Origin of the sequence: Pseudomonas sp. PSPC3-2, assembly GCF_049897085.1 — a bacterium.
Lineage (GTDB): Bacteria > Pseudomonadota > Gammaproteobacteria > Pseudomonadales > Pseudomonadaceae > Aquipseudomonas > Aquipseudomonas paraveronii.
In genome coordinates this window covers 156,987-174,493 of sequence record NZ_JAFCVO010000006.1, presented here as the reverse complement: position 1 = coordinate 174,493, position 17,507 = coordinate 156,987, and the positions used below count along the sequence as shown (strand labels likewise).

Genomic DNA, 17,507 nt, shown 5'->3' with positions numbered 1-17,507 from the left:
CATGAGTCACTTATTGGATCAACTGCGGTTCTTCAACCGCAAACAAAACGAATTCTCCGACGGCCACGGTGAGACTCGCAAAGAGTCCCGTGACTGGGAAAACGTCTACCGTTCGCGCTGGCAGTACGACAAGATCGTGCGTTCCACCCACGGCGTGAACTGCACCGGCTCCTGCTCGTGGAAGATCTACGTGAAGAACGGCCTGATTACCTGGGAAACCCAGCAGACCGACTACCCGCGCACCCGCAACGACCTGCCCAACCACGAACCTCGTGGCTGCCCGCGTGGTGCGAGCTACAGCTGGTACATCTATAGTGCCAACCGGCTCAAGTACCCGAAGATCCGCAAGCCGCTGCTCAAACTGTGGCGTGAAGCGCGCCAGACCCTGGCGCCGGTGGAAGCCTGGGCGAGCATTGTCGAGGACAAGGTCAAGGCCGACGCCTACAAGAGCAAGCGCGGCATGGGCGGTTTCATTCGCTCGAACTGGGAGGAGGTGAATGAAATCATCGCCGCCTCCAACGTCTACACCATCAAGCAATACGGCCCGGACCGCATCGTCGGCTTCTCGCCGATCCCGGCCATGTCCATGGTCAGCTACGCGGCGGGTTCGCGTTACCTGTCGCTGATCGGCGGTGTGTGCCTGAGCTTCTACGACTGGTACTGCGACCTGCCACCGGCCTCGCCGATGGTGTGGGGCGAGCAGACCGACGTGCCGGAATCGGCCGACTGGTACAACTCCAACTACATCATCGCCTGGGGTTCGAACGTTCCGCAGACCCGTACCCCGGACGCGCACTTCTTCACCGAGGTGCGCTACAAGGGCACCAAGACCGTGGCGATCACCCCCGACTATTCGGAAGTGGCCAAGCTCACCGACCTGTGGCTCAACCCCAAGCAGGGCACCGACGCCGCGCTGGCCCAGGCCTTCAACCATGTGATCTTCAAAGAATTTCACCTGGACAAGCCGAGCGCCTACTTCACCGACTACGCCAAGCGCTTCACCGACTTGCCGGTGCTGGTGATGCTCAAGCCCATGACCGGTTTCGCCCCGGGTGCAGGCTACCAGCCGGACCGCTTCCTGCGCGCCTCGGACCTCACCGGCAACCTCGGCCAGGACAACAACCCGGAATGGAAAACCATCGCCCTCGACGAGAGCGGCGAACTGGTCTCGCCGCAAGGCTCCATCGGCTATCGCTGGGGCGAGAAGGGCAAGTGGAACATCCTCGCCAAAGAGGGCGGTGAAGGCCGTGCGATCGACCTGAAACTCAGCCTGATCGGTGACGACGTCGCCGAAGTCGCGTTCCCGTATTTTGCCGGCGAAGTCCAGGAGCATTTCCAGCACGTGGCCGGCGAGGCGGTGCAGTACCGCCGCGTGCCGGTGCATAACGTGACCCTGGCCGACGGCAGTGTGGCCAAGGTGGCGACCGTGTTCGACCTGTCGGCGGCCAACCTGGCCATCGACCGTGGCCTGGGCGGCCACAACGTGGCCAAGGACTACGACGACGCCAGCGTGCCGGGCACCCCGGCGTGGCAGGAAGCGATCACCGGCGTCAGCCGCGAGAAAGCCATCCAGATCGCCCGTGAGTTTGCCGACAACGCCGACAAGACCAAGGGTCGCTCGATGATCATCGTCGGCGCGGCGATGAATCACTGGTACCACATGGACATGAACTACCGTGGGCTGATCAACATGCTCATGCTCTGCGGTTGCGTCGGCCAGACCGGCGGCGGCTGGGCCCACTACGTCGGCCAGGAAAAACTGCGCCCGCAATGCGGCTGGCTGCCCCTGGCCTTCGGCCTCGACTGGAACCGCCCACCGCGCCAGATGAACGGCACCAGCTTCTTCTACGGCCACAGTTCGCAATGGCGCCACGAGAAAATGAGCATGCACGATGTGCTCTCGCCACTGGCCGACAAGTCGCAGTTCCCCGAACACGCGCTGGACTACAACATCCGCGCCGAACGCGCCGGCTGGTTGCCCAGCGCGCCGCAGCTCAACACCAACCCGCTGCATATCTGCCGTGAGGCGGCCGCCGCTGGCATGACGCCGAAAGACTACGTGGTCAAGTCCTGGCAGGACGGCAGCCTGCGCTTTGCCTGCGAACAGCCGGACAGCCCGGTGAACTTCCCGCGCAACATGTTCATCTGGCGCTCCAACCTGCTCGGTTCGTCGGGCAAGGGCCATGAGTACATGCTCAAGTACCTGTTGGGCACCAAGAACGGCGTGATGAACGAAGACATCGGCCACAGCACCGAGTGCAAACCGACCGAGGCCGAATGGGTCGAGGACGGCGCCATCGGCAAGCTCGACCTGGTGACCACCTTGGACTTCCGCATGTCCTCCACCTGCGTGTATTCCGACATCGTCTTGCCGACCGCCACCTGGTACGAAAAAGACGACATGAACACCTCGGACATGCACCCGTTCATCCACCCATTGTCGGCGGCTATCGACCCGGCGTGGGAATCGCGTTCCGACTGGGAAATCTACAAAGGCATTGCCAAGGCGTTCTCGGCCATGTCGGTCGGCCACTTGGGCGTGGAACAAGACCTGGTTACCGTACCGCTGATGCACGACAGCGTCGGCGAACTGGCACAGCCGTTTGGCGGCACCGACTGGAAAAGCGCACGCGTGGCCCCGGTGCCCGGCAAGAATGCGCCGAACATTGCGGTGGTGGAACGCGACTACCCGAACATCTACAAGCAGTTCTCGTCGCTGGGCCCGATGCTGGAAAAACTCGGCAACGGCGGCAAGGGCATCAACTGGAACACCGATGAAGAAGTCGAGTTCCTCGGCGAACTCAACCATCACGAAAACGATGCCGGGATCAGCCACGGTCGGCCGAAAATCGACACGGCTATCGACGCCGCCGAGGTGATCCTGTCCCTGGCCCCGGAAACCAACGGCAAGGTCGCCTTGAAAGCCTGGGCCGCACTGTCGGAATTCACCGGCATCGACCACAGCCACCTGGCGATCTCCAAGGCCCATGAAGCGATCCGCTTCCGCGACATCCAGGCGCAACCGCGCAAGATCATCTCCAGCCCGACCTGGTCTGGTCTGGAAGACGAACACGTGAGCTACAACGCCGGCTACACCAACGTCCATGAAAACATCCCATGGCGCACCATCACCGGCCGTCAGCAGTTCTACCAGGATCACCCGTGGATGCAGGCGTTCGGCGAGCAGTTGATGAGCTACCGGCCACCGGTCAACACCAAGACCATCGAAGGGGTGAAGGGCAAGCGCAGCAATGGCGAAACCGAGATCGTGCTGAACTGGATCACCCCGCACCAGAAGTGGGGCATCCACAGCACCTACAGCGACAACCTGCTGATGCTCACCTTGAGCCGTGGCGGCCCGATTGTGTGGCTCTCGGAAATCGACGCCAAGCGCGCCGGGATCGAGGACAACGACTGGATCGAGTGCTTCAACGTCAACGGTGCACTGACCGCCCGTGCGGTGGTCAGCCAGCGCGTCAAGGAAGGCATGGTGATGATGTACCACGCCCAGGAACGCATCGTGAACGTGCCGGGTTCGGAAACCACCAAGACCCGTGGCGGCCACCACAACTCGGTAACCCGCGTGGTGCTCAAGCCGACCCACATGATCGGCGGCTATGCCCAGCAGGCTTACGGTTTCAACTACTACGGTACGGTCGGTTGCAACCGCGACGAGTTTGTCGTGGTGCGCAAAATGGCCAAGGTCGACTGGCTCGATGGTTCCACCGGCGATGACTTGCCGCGCCCATTGCCGACTGATATCGAGGAGAACTGAGATGAAGATTCGCTCACAGATCGGCATGGTCCTGAACCTGGACAAATGCATCGGCTGCCACACCTGTTCCATCACCTGCAAAAACGTCTGGACCAGCCGTGAAGGCATGGAATACGCCTGGTTCAATAACGTCGAGTCCAAGCCCGGCATCGGTTACCCCAAAGAATGGGAAAACCAGGACAAGTGGAAGGGCGGCTGGGTGCGCAACGCCAACGGCTCGATCAACCCGCGCATCGGCGGCAAGTTCCGCGTGTTGGCGAACATCTTCGCCAACCCTGACCTGCCGAGCCTGGACGACTACTACGAGCCGTTCGACTTCGACTACCAGCACCTGCACACCGCGCCTTTGGGCGAGCACCAGCCGACCGCGCGCCCGCGTTCGCTGGTGTCCGGCAAGCGCATGCAGAAAATCGAGTGGGGCCCGAACTGGGAAGAAATCCTCGGCACCGAGTTCGCCAAGCGCCGCAAGGACAAGAACTTCGACCAGATCCAGGCCGACATTTACGGCGAGTACGAAAACACCTTCATGATGTACCTGCCGCGCCTGTGCGAGCACTGCCTCAACCCGGCGTGCGCGGCCTCGTGCCCGAGCGGCGCGATCTACAAGCGTGAAGAAGACGGCATCGTGCTGATCGACCAGGAAAAGTGCCGCGGCTGGCGCATGTGCATCAGCGGCTGCCCGTACAAGAAGATCTACTTCAATTGGAAGAGCGGCAAGTCCGAGAAGTGCATCTTCTGCTACCCACGCATCGAAGCCGGCATGCCTACCGTGTGTGCCGAAACCTGCGTCGGCCGGATTCGCTACCTCGGCGTGCTGCTCTACGACGCCGACCGCATCAGCGAAGTGGCGAGCACCGCCAACGAGCAGGACCTGTACGAGAAACAGCTGGACATCTTCCTCGATCCGAATGACCCGGCGGTGATTCGCCAGGCCCTGGCCGATGGCGTGCCGCAGTCGGTGATCGACTCGGCGCAGCGCTCGCCGGTGTACAAAATGGCCGTCGATTGGAAACTCGCACTGCCGCTGCACCCGGAATACCGCACCTTGCCGATGGTCTGGTACGTGCCGCCGCTGTCGCCGATCCAGAACGCCGCAGCCGCCGGCACCGTGGGCATGAACGGGGTGATCCCGGATGTCGACAGCCTGCGCATTCCGCTGCGTTACCTGGCCAACCTGCTGACCGCCGGCGATGAAAAACCGGTCAAGCGTGCGCTCAAACGCCTGTTGGCGATGCGTGCCTACAAACGCTCCCAGCAAGTCGACGGCGTGCAGGACCTGCAAGTGCTCGAAGACGTCGGCCTGAGCGTGGAACAGGTGGAAGAGATGTACCGCTACCTGGCGATCGCCAACTACGAAGACCGCTTTGTGGTGCCGAGCGCGCACCGTGAAGACGCCATGAGCGATGCGTTCGCCGAACGCTCCGGCTGTGGTTTCAGCTTCGGCAGCGGTTGCAGCGGCAGTTCCGATACCAACATGTTCGGCGCCAAGAAGGCCAACCGCCGCGACGTGCTGAAAACCGTCCAGATCTGGGAGGACTGAGCCATGCGCATTCTTAAAGTGATTTCGTTGCTGCTGGACTACCCCACCGACACCCTGGTGAACGGCCGCGACGAACTGGAACAGGCGATCATCGAGTCGCGGGAAATCAGCCCCAAGCAGCGCGGCGCGTTGTTCGAGCTGCTTGAGCTGATCTGCGCCAATGACCTGATGGACGGCCAGGAACACTACGGCGCGTTGTTCGGCCGTGGGCGTTCGCTGTCGTTGCTGCTGTTCGAACACGTCCACGGCGAGTCCCGCGACCGTGGCCAGGCCATGGTCGACATGATGGCCCAGTACGAAGAGGCCGGGTTTGCTATCGGCGTCAAGGAGCTGCCGGACTATATCCCGTTGTACCTGGAGTTCCTCTCGACCCGCGAAGACATCGAGGCCCGCGAGGGCCTGGCGGATGTGGCGCACCTGCTGGCGTTGCTCGCCGCACGCTTGGACGAGCGCGAGAGCGCCTATGCCAGTTGCTTCCGTGCGTTGCTGCAGATCGCCGGCGCCGAGCCGCACCAGGCCGTGGCCGAGCTGCGTGCCCAGGTCGCCGCCGAGCCGCGTGACGACTCCCTCGAAGCCCTGGACAAAATCTGGGAAGAGGAAGCGGTGGACTTTATGCAGGCCGAACAACAGGACCGTTGCAGCTCGATGCCCAGCGCACCGGGTAAAGCCCGCGAAGAAAGCGCGGTGCCGTTGCACTGGGTGGATTTTCAGCAAGAAGGGCAGGCCGCAGTGCCGGCCGGGGAGGTGGGTAATGTCTAAGTGGAATTTGCTGGTTTTCGGGGTGTACCCCTATGTCGCCCTAGCGATCTGCCTGTTGGGCAGTTGGGCGCGGTTCGACCTGTCGCAGTACACCTGGAAGGCCGGTTCCAGCCAGATGCTCAACAACCGTGGCATGCGCGTGGCGAGCAACTTCTTCCACATCGGCGTGCTGTTCGTGCTGGCCGGCCACTTCGTCGGCCTGCTGACCCCGGCGTCGGTCTATCACCATGTGATCAGCACTGAGCACAAGCAATTACTGGCGATGGTCTCCGGTGGTGTCTTCGGCCTGCTGTGCCTGGTGGGCTTGCTGATGCTGGTCAAGCGCCGCCTGAGCGACCCGCGTGTACGCGCCACATCGAGCCCGTCGGACATCCTGATCCTGCTGGTGCTGCTCGCGCAGTTGGTGCTTGGCTTGCTGACCATCGTCGCGTCCACCGGGCATATGGACGGTTCGGTGATGGTGATGCTCGCCGACTGGGCGCAGAACGTGGTGCTGTTGCGGCCGCTGGACGCGGCGGCTTCGATCGAGCCGGTCAGCCTGATCTACAAGGCGCATGTGGCGCTGGGCTTGACCTTGTTCGTACTGTTCCCGTTTACCCGCTTGGTGCATATGGTCAGCGCGCCGATCTGGTACCTGGGGCGTCGTTATCAAATCGTGCGGCAGAAGTATTGAGGAGAGCGTCATGACAACTGGATGCGGATGTGGTGGCGGTAAAGGCGGCAGCGGTGGTTGCGGCTCGTCGGTCAAAGAACCGGTGATTGCCGAGGTTGCGGCCCCGGCGCTGTTCGAGGAGCTCAAGGCACCTGAGTTGATCGCCAGCAGTGAACAGGAATGGCCGATCATCAGCGTTAACGGCGTGCCTGTCACGCCGGAGGCCATGGCCCTGGAGTTGCAATATCACCCGGCGCAAAGTCGCGAAGAGGCGGTGTATTTGGCCGCCCGCGCGCTGGTGATCCGAGAGCTGTTGCAGCAGCGGATCGCCGAGCTGGGCCTGGCGGTGGAGATCGCCGCCGGCGAGAACGAAGAAGAAGCCGCCACGCGCTTGCTGCTGGAGCGTGAGGTCAAGGTGCCCGAGTGCGACGAGGCCACCTGTGTGCGTTACTTCGAGAACAATCGCGGGCGCTTTCACAGCGCGCCGTTGCTGGCGGTGCGGCACATTCTGCTCGAATGCGCGCCGGACGACGCCGAGGCGCGCCATTTGGCGCACACCCAGGCGGAAGTGCTGCTGGCGAACCTGAAAGACCAGCCCGGCCACTTTGCCGAGTTGGCCCTGCAGTATTCGGCGTGCCCGTCCAAGGCCCAGGGCGGTTCGTTGGGCCAGGTGAGCAAGGGCCAGACCGTGCCTGAGCTGGAGCGTCAGCTGTTTACCCTGGCGCCGGGCCTGGCGGGCAAGCCGCTGGAAAGCCGTTACGGCTGGCATGTGATCAATGTCGATCAGCGCATCGAAGGCCAACCGCTGCCGTATGAAGCGGTGGCGGTGGCGATCCGCACCCAGTTGCAGCAAGGGGTGTGGCAAAAGGCATTGGTGCAGTACCTGCAAACCCTGATCGGCGCGGCGGACATTCGTGGCATCGCGCTGCAGGGCGCCGACTCGCCGCTGGTGCAGTGACATGAGCCTGGTGGATGGGGTAGGCCGTTCGATCGATTACCTGCGCTTGTCGGTGACCGACCGTTGTGATTTTCGCTGTGTGTACTGCATGGCGAAAAACATGACGTTCCTGCCGCGCCAGCAGGTGCTGACCCTGGAAGAGCTGGAACGCCTGGCCGCGCTGTTCGTCGGCCAGGGCGTGCGCAAGATCCGCCTGACCGGCGGCGAGCCGTTGATTCGTCCGGGCATTGTCGGGTTGTGCCGCAACATCGCGGCGCTGCCGGGCTTGCGCGAACTGGTGATGACCAGCAACGGCTCGCAGTTGGCACGCCTCGCGCAGCCGCTGGTGGACGCCGGGGTCAAGCGCATGAACATCAGCCTCGACAGCCTCGATGCACAACGCTTTCGCGCGATCACCCGCAACGGCGATCTGCGCCAGGTGCTGGACGGTATCGAGGCGGCGCGAGAGGCCGGGTTCGAGCGGGTCAAGCTCAATTGCGTGGTGATGAAAGGGCGCAACTTCGATGAAGTGCCAGCGCTGGTGCAGTACGCGATCGACCAAGGCATCGACATCAGCTTTATCGAGGAAATGCCCCTGGGCGACGTGGGCCGTTCACGGGGCGAGACGTTCTGTGCCAGTGATGAAGTGCGCGCCGTGATCGCGCGTCACCATGCTGTGCTCGACAGCACCGAAAACAGCGGCGGCCCCGCGCGCTATGTGCGCCTGGCGCGGCATCCGGGGACGCGCATCGGCTTTATCTCACCCAACTCCCATAACTTCTGCGGCAGTTGCAACCGCGTGCGCATGACCGTCGAAGGGCAGTTGCTGCTGTGCCTGGGGCAGGACAACGCGGTGGACTTGCGCGCTTTGCTGCGGCGTTATCCGTTGGACGATGGGCCGTTGATAGAGGCGTTGCACAAGGGGTTAAAAGGCAAGCCGCTGCGCCATGATTTCACCGGGGCAGGCGAGGTGCAGGTGGTGCGCTTCATGAATATGAGCGGCGGTTGACTGTGGGAGGGGCGGTGCGACGATTCGACTTGCTCCCGATAGCGGTGTGTCAGTCAATACATGCATGACTGATACACCGCTATCGGGAGCAAGCCCCCTCCCACATTTTGATCTTCATTCAGACTTGACCCTGATCAATGGCAGCCCAAACGCTTGACCGTAATATCACTGCATATTGTGTTTTAAAGATTTATTAAATCTATATGTAGTGTCTGGAGCCTTCCAATGCAAAGCATGCTCAGCCCGCTGGTCAGTAACCGCCTGCACAAACGCGACGGCAGTCTCGTTGCGTTCGACACCGAAAAAATCCGTCAGGCGCTGATCGCCGCCGGCAATGCCACCGGCGAGTATCAGGAGGCCGAGGTCGACCTGTTGCTCGGTGCGGTACTGGCGCGGCTGCGCGGCATCGAACGGCTGGATGTGGAGCAGATCCAGGACAGCGTCGAGCGGGTGTTGATGGATGCCGGGTACTTCCTGTCGATGCGCGCTTATATCGTCTACCGCGAACAGCACGGCCGCCTGCGCCGCGATCGCAAGACCCTGGTGGAAGTCGCCACCTCGATGAACGAATACCTCGACCGTGAAGACTGGCGCGTCCAGGCCAATGCCAACCAGGGATATTCCCTGGGCGGGCTGGTGTTGAACGTGTCGGGCAAGGTCACCGCCAATTACTGGCTGGATGAGGTCTACAGCCAGCAGATCGGCCGCGCACACCGTGAGGCGGATCTGCATATCCATGACCTGGACATGCTCGCCGGCTACTGCGCCGGTTGGTCGCTGCGCTCGTTGTTGCACGAAGGCCTCAATGGCGTGCCGGGCCGCGTGGAAGCGGGGCCGCCCAAGCATTTGAGCAGTGCCCTGGGGCAGATGGTCAACTTCCTCGGCACCTTGCAAAACGAATGGGCCGGCGCCCAGGCGTTCAGCTCGTTCGATACGTATCTTGCGCCCTACGTGCGCAAGGACCAGTTGAGCTACCCCGAGGTGCGCCAGGCGGTGCAGGAGTTCATCTACAACCTCAACGTGCCGTCGCGCTGGGGCACGCAGACGCCGTTCACCAACCTGACCTTCGACTGGGTCTGCCCGGAAGACTTGCGCGAGCAGGTGCCGGTGATCGGTGGTGAGGAAATGCCGTTTGCCTATGGCGACCTGCAAACGGAAATGGAGCTGATCAACCGCGCCTACATCGAAGTGATGCAGGCCGGGGATGCCAAGGGACGGGTGTTCACCTTCCCGATTCCGACCTACAACATCACCCATGATTTTCCCTGGGACAGCGAGAACGCCGACCGCTTGTTCGAGATGACGGCGCGCTACGGTTTGCCGTATTTCCAGAACTTCCTCAATTCCGACATGCAGCCCAACCAGGTGCGCTCCATGTGCTGTCGCCTGCAACTGGACGTGCGCGAGTTGCTCAAGCGTGGCGGCGGGCTGTTCGGTTCGGCGGAGCAGACCGGCTCCCTGGGCGTGGTGACGATCAACTGCGCGCGCCTCGGTTACCTGTTCAAGGGCGACACCAGCGGCTTGCTGCAACGCCTGGACAGTCTGATGGAAATGGCCATGGAAAGCCTGGAGGTCAAACGCAAGGTGATCCAGCACCACATGGACGCCGGGTTATACCCGTACACCAAGCGTTACCTGGGCACCTTGCGCAACCACTTCTCCACCATCGGCCTCAACGGCATGCACGAGATGCTGCGCAATTTCACCGATGACACGCAGGGCACGCACACCGAAGAAGGGCGCGCGTTTGCCTTGCGCCTGCTTGACCATGTGCGCGCCACCTTGCTGCGCTTTCAGGAAGAAACCGGCCACCTCTACAACCTCGAAGCCACGCCGGCGGAAGGCACCACCTACCGCTTCGCCAAGGAAGACCGCAAGCGCTACCCGGACATTCTGCAAGCCGGCAGCGTGGATGCGCCGTACTACACCAACTCGTCGCAACTGCCGGTGGGCTTTACCCAAGACCCCTTCGAAGCCCTCGAACTGCAAGACGAACTGCAATGCAAATACACCGGCGGCACCGTGCTGCACCTGTACATGGCCGAACAGATTTCCTCGGCCCAGGCCTGCAAGCAATTGGTGCGCAAAGCGCTGGGGCGTTTCCGCCTGCCGTACCTGACCGTGACCCCGACCTTCTCGATCTGCCCGGTGCACGGCTACCTCGCCGGCGAACACGAGTTCTGTCCCAAGTGCGATGAAATCCTCGCGCTTGCTGCCCAGTCCTGAACCTGTTTTTCAACCCGCAAGGAGATTCACCATGCAAACATCCCAGCCACAACGTCAGCGCTGCGAAGTCTGGACCCGGGTGATGGGTTACCACCGGCCGGTGTCCGCGTTCAACCCCGGCAAACAGTCCGAGCACAAGGAGCGTGTTCACTTTACCGAAGCGGCTTGTGCGGCCGGGCGCCAATGAGTCGAATGCTACGGGTTGGGGGCATGGTGCCCCTGACCACCCTCGACTACCCTGGCATGCTCGCCTGCGTGCTGTTTTGCCAGGGCTGCGCCTGGCGCTGTCGTTATTGCCATAACCCGGACCTGATCACACCGCGCGGAAGCGCAGAGATCGATTGGCGCCGGGTTCTGCTGTTTTTGCAGCGCCGCCAGGACCTGTTGGACGCGGTGGTGTTCAGCGGCGGTGAGCCGACCCTGCAGGAAGGCTTGCCGGCGGCGATGGACGAAGTGCGCGCCATGGGCTTTCGCGTGGGCCTGCACAGCGCGGGGATCAAGCCGGCAGGCTTTGCCAACGCGCTGCGCCATGCTGACTGGGTGGGTTTCGATGTGAAGGCCCTGGTCGAGGACTATCAAATGATCACCCAGGTCAAAGGCAGCGGCGCCGCCAATTGGCGCAGTTTGGAGACCTTGTTGGCCAGTGGCGTGGACTACGAATGCCGCACCACGGTGCATTGGCACCTGATCGACCCGACGCGCCTGTTACGCCTGGCCCAGCGATTGCAAGCCAGTGGTGTCAAGCGCTTCGCCGTGCAGATGGTACGCACGGCGAGCATGCTCGATGAGCAACTGCCGATTGCTCCGGCACAGATGGCGTTGCCGGAATTATGGGGGCGCATGCGCGAGTTGTTTCCGGCTTTTGTATTACGAGGGTGACCGATCGCCCTCCCAGGATTTTTAAAGATGTTGCCCGTTTCGGGCCGATATTCATCAAGGAATGTTTAGAATGACGCAGTTAACCACGGCACAACGCATTGTCATCGGCTTCGCGATTGCGCCGCTGGCTCTGGTCGGTTTGGTGTTTTACGCCTTGCACGACCTGGCAACCCTCAAGCAACAATCCGAACAGATCGTGCAGCAGGACTGGCCGAGAATCGCACCGATCATGGTGATCGCCACCGGCGTGCGCGATAACGGGCGCAACACCCGCGACCTGCTGATCGACCAGGATAACCAGCCGGCCCAGGAGGCCATCGGCACCACCCGGCAGCGCATTACCCAGGCGTTCGCCACCCTCGAGCCGCTGTTCGATACCGCCGAAGGCAAGGCGGCGTATGCCGCGTTGAAAACCCATCGGGAAACCTACGTCGCGGCCTTTACCCAGGTGCAGGCGCTGATCAAGCAGGGCGCCCGCGAGCAGGGCCTGGCCCAGCTCAAACAGCAGGTAGTGCCGGCCGAACTTGACGTGTTCAAGAGCCTCGATGCGTTGATGGCTATGCAGGGCCGGCTGTTTGTCGAGCGCGAGCAAGCTGCGCAAATCCTCTACGACGATGCGCGCCGCACGATGATCGGGCTGTTGCTGCTGTGCGTGACCCTGGTCGTGGCGGCCGCCGTGATCGTCACGCGCAGCGTCACCCGACCTTTGGGCGGCGAGCCGGACGAGGTGGCGCGGGTGCTCAACCATATCGCCCAGGGCGACCTGACCATCGACGTGCCGCTGGGCAACAGTGCCGACGGCAGCGTGATGCGCAACCTGCACCGGATGCAGCAGAGTCTTAACCAGATGGTCCGGCAGATCGCCGCCTCGGTGGATGGCGTGGCCAGCTCGTCGGAAGAGTTGAGTGCGGTCAGCAGCCAGACCAGCAGCAGCCTGCAGTTGCAGGGCCAGGAAATCGAACAGGCCGCCACGGCGGTGAATGAAATGACTGCCGCCGTCGACGAAGTGGCGCGTAACGCCGTGAGCACCAGCGAAGCCTCGCGCCTGTCGGAACAGACCGCCCAGCTTGGGCGGGCGCAGGTGCAGGAAACCGTGGCCTCGATCAACACCCTGGCCACCGGCGTGGTGGAAACCTCCGAACGTATCCAGCAACTCGCCGGCCGCGTGCAAGACATCAGCGGCGTGCTGGACGTGATCCGCAGCATCGCTGACCAGACCAACCTGCTGGCCCTCAACGCCGCGATCGAAGCGGCCCGGGCCGGCGATGCCGGGCGCGGTTTTGCGGTGGTCGCCGATGAAGTGCGCGCACTGGCCCATCGTACTCAGACCTCGACCCAGGAGATCGAGCAGATGATCGGCAACATCCGCCAGGACACCGAACACGCCGTGGCCGCGATGCACGACAGCAGCGAGCGGGTGCAGACGACCTTGGGCGTGGCGCAGCGTTCGGGGGAAGCGCTGGATGAAATCACCCGGTCGATTTCGCAGATCAATGAGCGCAATTTGATGATTGCCAGCGCCACCGAAGAACAGGCACTGGTGGCGCGGGAAGTGGATCGCAACCTGGTGGGGATTCGAAACCTGTCGCAGCAGGTGTTGCAGGGAGCTTTGCATACCGAGACGGCGGGGCATGATCTGGCGGGGATGGCGGGGGAGCTGCATCAGACGGTGGCGCGGTTTAAGGTTTAAGGGGGTGATACGGTGTGCATATCCGTTATTTAGGTAACGGCGGCTATTGGTTCGGCTCTTACAGTGGGTCACTTTTGGCAAACGCCCCAAAAGTAACCAAAAGGTCTTTGCCCCACCACTCGGCACCTCGCCTGCGTTCGGCCAGCGTGGTTTACGGGGCGCCCCAGATCAAAAGCCAAAGCAAAGCAAGGCGGCCTTATAGCCGACCTGATCCTGGAAGCCGAACTCGGTCAGAAATGTGGGAGGGGGCTTGCCCCCGATAGCAGTGTGTCAGCCAATACATGCATGACTGATCCACCGCTATCGGGGGCAAGCCCCCTCCCACATTTTGATCTCCATGGATCAGATAGACCTCATTCTGCTTTGCTCTTGCTCTTGCTCTTGCTCTTGCTCTTGCTCTTGCTCTTGCTCTTGCTCTTGCTCTGGCTCTGGCTCTGGCTCTGGCTCTGGCTCTGGCTCTGGCTCTGGCTCTGGCTCTGGCTCTGGCTCTGGCTCTGGCTTTTGATCTTGATCTTAGGCGCCCCGTAAAACCACGCTGGCCGAACGCAGGCTTGAATCCGTGGGTAACCCGGCAGGACGCCGGGTTAGCCGTCCTGGGCCAAGGATGGCCCATGACGGCGGCCCACGGATTCAAGCCTGCGTTCGGGCACACCGAGCCTAGGCGAGGTGCCGAGTGGTGGGGCAAGAGCCCTTTGGTTACTTTGGGGCTTTTCCAAAGTGACCCGCTGTAAGAGCGGAACCATAAGCCGCCGTTACCAAAAAAACGGATATGCACTCAACCGCCATCCCCGAAAAAACGGCACTCAACCCCACCCCCAAAACTGCAACCACCACCCACCTCCCCCCAACCCAACACTCACCCCCACACACAACCACCCACCCCAACGCCGCAGCCCCCCAACCCCCCGAAGCTGCCGCCACCCCAACCACAAACACCACCCAACCGCCGCCATCAACAACACCGCCCGCGCCGATTGCACCCAAGCCAACCCCAACCCCTCATACCGCAACAACTTCACCGTGGTCGCCGACAACCCGAGGAACAACCCCGCACCCCCCAAGGGCGTCAGCGTCAGTACCAGGGGCCGAAACAGCGCACGATCCCCCGCCACCCGCGCCGCCAGGCGCAGCAGCAGCCAGCAGCCACCCCCCAACACCAATGAGCTCCCCCCCAGATACAGCACAATGCACACGCCATCCAACCAACTGAAGCTGTCATTGAGCTGCGGATAATGGGTCAGCAGCCACCACGGCGCGTTGTCTTGCAATGGCCACAACCAGTCATGGCTGACCAGCCACGTCGCCAGGCTTTGTTTAAGCGCGATAAACCACGGACTGACGGTCCATTGAAAAGCCCCCATCGCCAAACCGATCACACCAAACAGCAACAGGCGCGCGTCCCACACCGAGCCTTGCTGATGGGACGCCTGCAGGATCTCCTGATTGCACGAGCGGGCGATCAGTTGCACCGCGCCGCGTTGCCCGCTGCAGCGGCCGCAGGCGTGGCACTCGCTGGCCCCTTGCAGGCGGCGGATATCCAGCAGCGGCGCGCAGTTGGGCAGCGGCAGGCGCGGTGCGTCGTTGGCTTTCCAGCGTTGCTCATCCACCGCGAAATGCACCGGCGCCAGGCGGGCGAGCAGGGCGAAGACGCCGCTGACCGGGCACAGGTACCGACACCACACGCGCTTGCCGCGCACGAACAGCAGGCCGGTGATCACCGCGGCCAGGGTCGAGCCGCCGAGGATCAGCAAGGCGGCCTGGGCGTAGTCATACACGCTGATCAATTGGCCATAGAGGGTGGTCAGGCAAAAGCCCAGCGTCGGCCAACCACCCCAGCGTACCCAGCGCGGAATGCCGAGGCCGCGCCCGTGCTGGCTGGCCCATTCGCTCAGGGAACCTTCCGGGCAGAGCACGCCGCACCACAGGCGCCCGAACAGCACCATCGAGAGCAACACGAACGGCCACCAAAGGCCCCAGAAGATGAATTGCGCAAGCAGCGTCAGGTTGTTCACCAGGCGTGCCTGGCTGTCCGGCAACGGCAGCAGCGCCGGCAGCACCAGCAGCACGGCGTAGATCAACACCACGGCCCATTGCACGGCACGGATCAGCCGGGCATGGCGACGCATGCCATCGCCCAGGCGCTGCAGCCAGCTCATGCGGCGTGCCGCGAGCGGCGCAGGCCGTTGCCCACCCACAGCCAATAACCGAGCAGCACCAGCACGGTCACCAGGCTCGGCGCGGCGCGGTAGCCGACAAAGTCTGCCAGCAGCGCCCCCAAGCCGTGGCTGTCACTGAGCAGGGCGCTGCTGTCCCAGCGGCTTTCACCGAAGCTGGAATAAACCCACTCGGGCATGTCCATTGCCAGCAATTGCCCGCTGATACGGTCCACGGCCGCCACCAGCAAGGCTCCGCCCAACAGCAGCAACAGCGCTTCGCTGAGGGCGAAAAACAGCGACCAGGAAATGAAGCGCCGCGTACTGCGCAACAGCAGCACCGTGAGCCCCGCCAACACCAGGCCCAGCACGCCGCCGATGGCGAACAGGTTCAGCGCCGGGCCCTGCAGACGTGCGCCGGCACCGTATAGGAACACCACGGTTTCACTGCCTTCGCGGCTCACCGCCAACAGTGCGAGCAACAGCACGCCCCATCCGCCCTGGCGGGCCAGGCGTTCATCGGCTTCGCGTACCAGGGTGTGTTTGAGCGTGGCTGCGTGGCGATGCATCCAGAACACCATCTGCACCATCAGGCTGCTGGCCAATAACGTCAGCGCCGCTTGCAGCCATTCGCCCTGGGGGCCGGTCATGGCCTCACCGGCCCACAGCATCAGGCCGGCCAAGCCTGCGGAGCAAAACAACCCCAGGACCACCCCGGCCCACAGGAAACGCCCCAGGCGCGAATGCGCGGTCTGGCGGCTGATCCAGACCTGCAGAATGCCGATCACCAGCAGCGCCTCGACGCTTTCGCGCCAGACAATAAACATCGATTGATTCATCAACGGCTTCCGGGGCTATTGGGCGAGGATGCTGCCTTCGGGCAACTGTGGGTTGAACTCGTCAAAGAACGGATACAGCCCTGGCGTGAGCGGGTGGATCACCACGAAGGTGGTCACACCGGGCGACAACACTTTCTCCACGCGCAGCGGCGTGCTCTCGAATTCGGCCGGGCCTTGGCCGAGGTTGTGCAGCACGATCTTGAAGCGCTCACCGGCCTTGACCGTGAGTTGCGGAGGGATGAAGTGGCCGTCCTGCAGGCTCAGTTCATAGGTTGGCAACGGCGCTGCCACGGCCGCGCCGCTCAGCAGCACGCTGCCCAGCAGCAGGGCGCGGCGCATCAGTAGCCGCCTTTCTTGCCGATGCCGGCGTAGACGAATTCGTAATGCACTTCGCAGCGTTCGAACCACGGTGCGACGCCGGTTTCCTTGTCGGTATGGCGGCCCAGGGACTGGTGGCCGCTGGGCGGCAATACGCTGAAGGTCAGGGTGTATTTGCCTGGGCCTTGCAGCTTGACGTTGTCGCCGTAGTGCGGCCCGTCATTGGCGACCATGGCGTGGAAATCACCGGTGATCGGCGTGTCGCTGCCTTGCTTTTTCAAGGAAAAGGCCAGGTTCAGGTACGGCACGAAACTGCCCTCCTGGAAGCCTTGGGCATTGTCCGCCGTGGCGCGTACATCGGCTTCAAGGTGGACGTCGGAGTCGGCGGTGGCGCGCATCATGCCGGCGGGCGCCATCTCGATCGGTTGCAGGTACACCGCGCCGATTTCCAACCCTGGGCAGTGCTGCGGCTCGCCGATCGGGTACTCCTTGGCGAACGCCGCAGAGGTGGACAACAGCAGGATCAGGGACACTGAAGAAGGGATACGCATGGAGGCTTCCTGACGGGGGAGGGGAGAGAACCCGAGTCTAGAAAGGTTGACCGTAAACAATAATGATTCTTGTCAAGTTTAGGCGATATTTCATGTTGCCCGACCTTGACGGCGGTCAAGGCCATCCTCCCCTGCTCAGGTTAGGTTGGCGCTATTGTTCGCCGGTAGGGAACCTCGTC

At 62.7% G+C, this 17,507-nt stretch carries 14 protein-coding genes; 10 read left to right on the top strand and 4 right to left on the bottom strand.

Annotated features, from left to right (window positions below; genetic code table 11):
- Position 1 precedes the first annotated feature (1 nt).
- From ACP7CJ_RS12405 to ACP7CJ_RS12360, 10 genes are all read left to right on the top strand, one after another.
- Positions 2-3,775 (top strand): nitrate reductase subunit alpha, encoded by a 3,774-nt coding sequence (locus ACP7CJ_RS12405; RefSeq protein ID WP_276193413.1) that lies wholly within the window; start codon positions 2-4, stop codon positions 3,773-3,775.
- Position 3,776: 1 nt separating this feature from the next.
- Complete coding sequence (gene narH / locus ACP7CJ_RS12400) at positions 3,777-5,315, top strand: nitrate reductase subunit beta (protein WP_426101746.1); 1,539 nt, start codon at positions 3,777-3,779, stop codon at positions 5,313-5,315.
- A 3-nt stretch (positions 5,316-5,318) separates the two neighbouring features.
- The gene (narJ, locus tag ACP7CJ_RS12395; RefSeq protein ID WP_426101744.1) at positions 5,319-6,074 is read left to right on the top strand and encodes a nitrate reductase molybdenum cofactor assembly chaperone; all 756 of its coding nucleotides are present in this window, start codon (positions 5,319-5,321) and stop codon (positions 6,072-6,074) included.
- On the top strand, positions 6,067-6,747 hold the full coding sequence (narI, locus tag ACP7CJ_RS12390) for a respiratory nitrate reductase subunit gamma (RefSeq protein WP_426101742.1): 681 nt from the start codon (positions 6,067-6,069) through the stop codon (positions 6,745-6,747). The genes narJ and narI overlap by 8 nt, the downstream gene beginning before the upstream one ends.
- A gap of 10 nt (positions 6,748-6,757) precedes the next feature.
- Positions 6,758-7,684 (top strand): peptidylprolyl isomerase, encoded by a 927-nt coding sequence (locus ACP7CJ_RS12385; protein ID WP_426101740.1) that lies wholly within the window; start codon positions 6,758-6,760, stop codon positions 7,682-7,684.
- Position 7,685: 1 nt separating this feature from the next.
- Complete coding sequence (gene moaA, locus ACP7CJ_RS12380) at positions 7,686-8,672, top strand: GTP 3',8-cyclase MoaA (RefSeq protein WP_426101738.1); 987 nt, start codon at positions 7,686-7,688, stop codon at positions 8,670-8,672.
- 225 nt (positions 8,673-8,897) lie between these two features.
- The gene (locus ACP7CJ_RS12375; protein ID WP_426101736.1) at positions 8,898-10,898 is read left to right on the top strand and encodes a ribonucleoside triphosphate reductase; all 2,001 of its coding nucleotides are present in this window, start codon (positions 8,898-8,900) and stop codon (positions 10,896-10,898) included.
- 31 nt (positions 10,899-10,929) lie between these two features.
- On the top strand, positions 10,930-11,085 hold the full coding sequence (nrdD, locus tag ACP7CJ_RS12370) for an anaerobic ribonucleoside-triphosphate reductase (RefSeq protein WP_017849317.1): 156 nt from the start codon (positions 10,930-10,932) through the stop codon (positions 11,083-11,085).
- Complete coding sequence (locus ACP7CJ_RS12365) at positions 11,082-11,777, top strand: anaerobic ribonucleoside-triphosphate reductase activating protein (RefSeq protein ID WP_276193407.1); 696 nt, start codon at positions 11,082-11,084, stop codon at positions 11,775-11,777. Before nrdD ends, ACP7CJ_RS12365 begins: the two co-directional genes overlap by 4 nt.
- A gap of 70 nt (positions 11,778-11,847) precedes the next feature.
- A complete protein-coding gene (locus ACP7CJ_RS12360; RefSeq protein ID WP_276193406.1) occupies positions 11,848-13,467 on the top strand; it encodes a methyl-accepting chemotaxis protein in 1,620 nt (539 codons plus the stop codon).
- Positions 13,468-14,270: 803 nt separating this feature from the next.
- Here the strand turns inward: ACP7CJ_RS12360 and ACP7CJ_RS12355 are convergent.
- From ACP7CJ_RS12355 to ACP7CJ_RS12340, 4 genes are read right to left on the bottom strand one after another with little or no spacing between them, the layout of a single operon-like run.
- A complete protein-coding gene (locus ACP7CJ_RS12355; protein ID WP_426101397.1) occupies positions 14,271-15,623 on the bottom strand; it encodes a 4Fe-4S binding protein in 1,353 nt (450 codons plus the stop codon).
- The gene (locus tag ACP7CJ_RS12350) at positions 15,620-16,459 is read right to left on the bottom strand and encodes an FTR1 family iron permease (protein WP_426101399.1); all 840 of its coding nucleotides are present in this window, start codon (positions 16,457-16,459) and stop codon (positions 15,620-15,622) included. The genes ACP7CJ_RS12355 and ACP7CJ_RS12350 overlap by 4 nt, the downstream gene beginning before the upstream one ends.
- Positions 16,460-16,474: 15 nt before the next feature.
- The gene (locus tag ACP7CJ_RS12345) at positions 16,475-16,798 is read right to left on the bottom strand and encodes a cupredoxin domain-containing protein (RefSeq protein ID WP_276193403.1); all 324 of its coding nucleotides are present in this window, start codon (positions 16,796-16,798) and stop codon (positions 16,475-16,477) included.
- Positions 16,798-17,328 carry an iron transporter gene (locus ACP7CJ_RS12340; protein WP_276193402.1) on the bottom strand — a complete coding sequence of 177 codons (531 nt, stop codon included), beginning with the start codon at positions 17,326-17,328 and terminating at the stop codon, positions 16,798-16,800. The genes ACP7CJ_RS12345 and ACP7CJ_RS12340 overlap by 1 nt, the downstream gene beginning before the upstream one ends.
- Between the last annotated feature and the right edge of the window lie 179 nt (positions 17,329-17,507).

Excerpts from the sequence above, each read along its gene's own strand:
- ACP7CJ_RS12405 (WP_276193413.1), top strand. The coding sequence starts at position 2 with ATGAGTCACTTATTGGATCAACTGCGGTTCTTCAACCGCAAACAAAAC.
- narH (WP_426101746.1), top strand. The coding sequence starts at position 3,777 with ATGAAGATTCGCTCACAGATCGGCATGGTCCTGAACCTGGACAAATGC.
- narJ (WP_426101744.1), top strand. The coding sequence starts at position 5,319 with ATGCGCATTCTTAAAGTGATTTCGTTGCTGCTGGACTACCCCACCGAC.
- narI (WP_426101742.1), top strand. The coding sequence starts at position 6,067 with ATGTCTAAGTGGAATTTGCTGGTTTTCGGGGTGTACCCCTATGTCGCC.
- ACP7CJ_RS12385 (WP_426101740.1), top strand. The coding sequence starts at position 6,758 with ATGACAACTGGATGCGGATGTGGTGGCGGTAAAGGCGGCAGCGGTGGT.
- moaA (WP_426101738.1), top strand. The coding sequence starts at position 7,686 with ATGAGCCTGGTGGATGGGGTAGGCCGTTCGATCGATTACCTGCGCTTG.
- ACP7CJ_RS12375 (WP_426101736.1), top strand. The coding sequence starts at position 8,898 with ATGCAAAGCATGCTCAGCCCGCTGGTCAGTAACCGCCTGCACAAACGC.
- nrdD (WP_017849317.1), top strand. The coding sequence starts at position 10,930 with ATGCAAACATCCCAGCCACAACGTCAGCGCTGCGAAGTCTGGACCCGG.
- ACP7CJ_RS12365 (WP_276193407.1), top strand. The coding sequence starts at position 11,082 with ATGAGTCGAATGCTACGGGTTGGGGGCATGGTGCCCCTGACCACCCTC.
- ACP7CJ_RS12360 (WP_276193406.1), top strand. The coding sequence starts at position 11,848 with ATGACGCAGTTAACCACGGCACAACGCATTGTCATCGGCTTCGCGATT.
- ACP7CJ_RS12355 (WP_426101397.1), bottom strand. The coding sequence starts at position 15,623 with ATGAGCTGGCTGCAGCGCCTGGGCGATGGCATGCGTCGCCATGCCCGG.
- ACP7CJ_RS12350 (WP_426101399.1), bottom strand. The coding sequence starts at position 16,459 with ATGAATCAATCGATGTTTATTGTCTGGCGCGAAAGCGTCGAGGCGCTG.
- ACP7CJ_RS12345 (WP_276193403.1), bottom strand. The coding sequence starts at position 16,798 with ATGCGCCGCGCCCTGCTGCTGGGCAGCGTGCTGCTGAGCGGCGCGGCC.
- ACP7CJ_RS12340 (WP_276193402.1), bottom strand. The coding sequence starts at position 17,328 with ATGCGTATCCCTTCTTCAGTGTCCCTGATCCTGCTGTTGTCCACCTCT.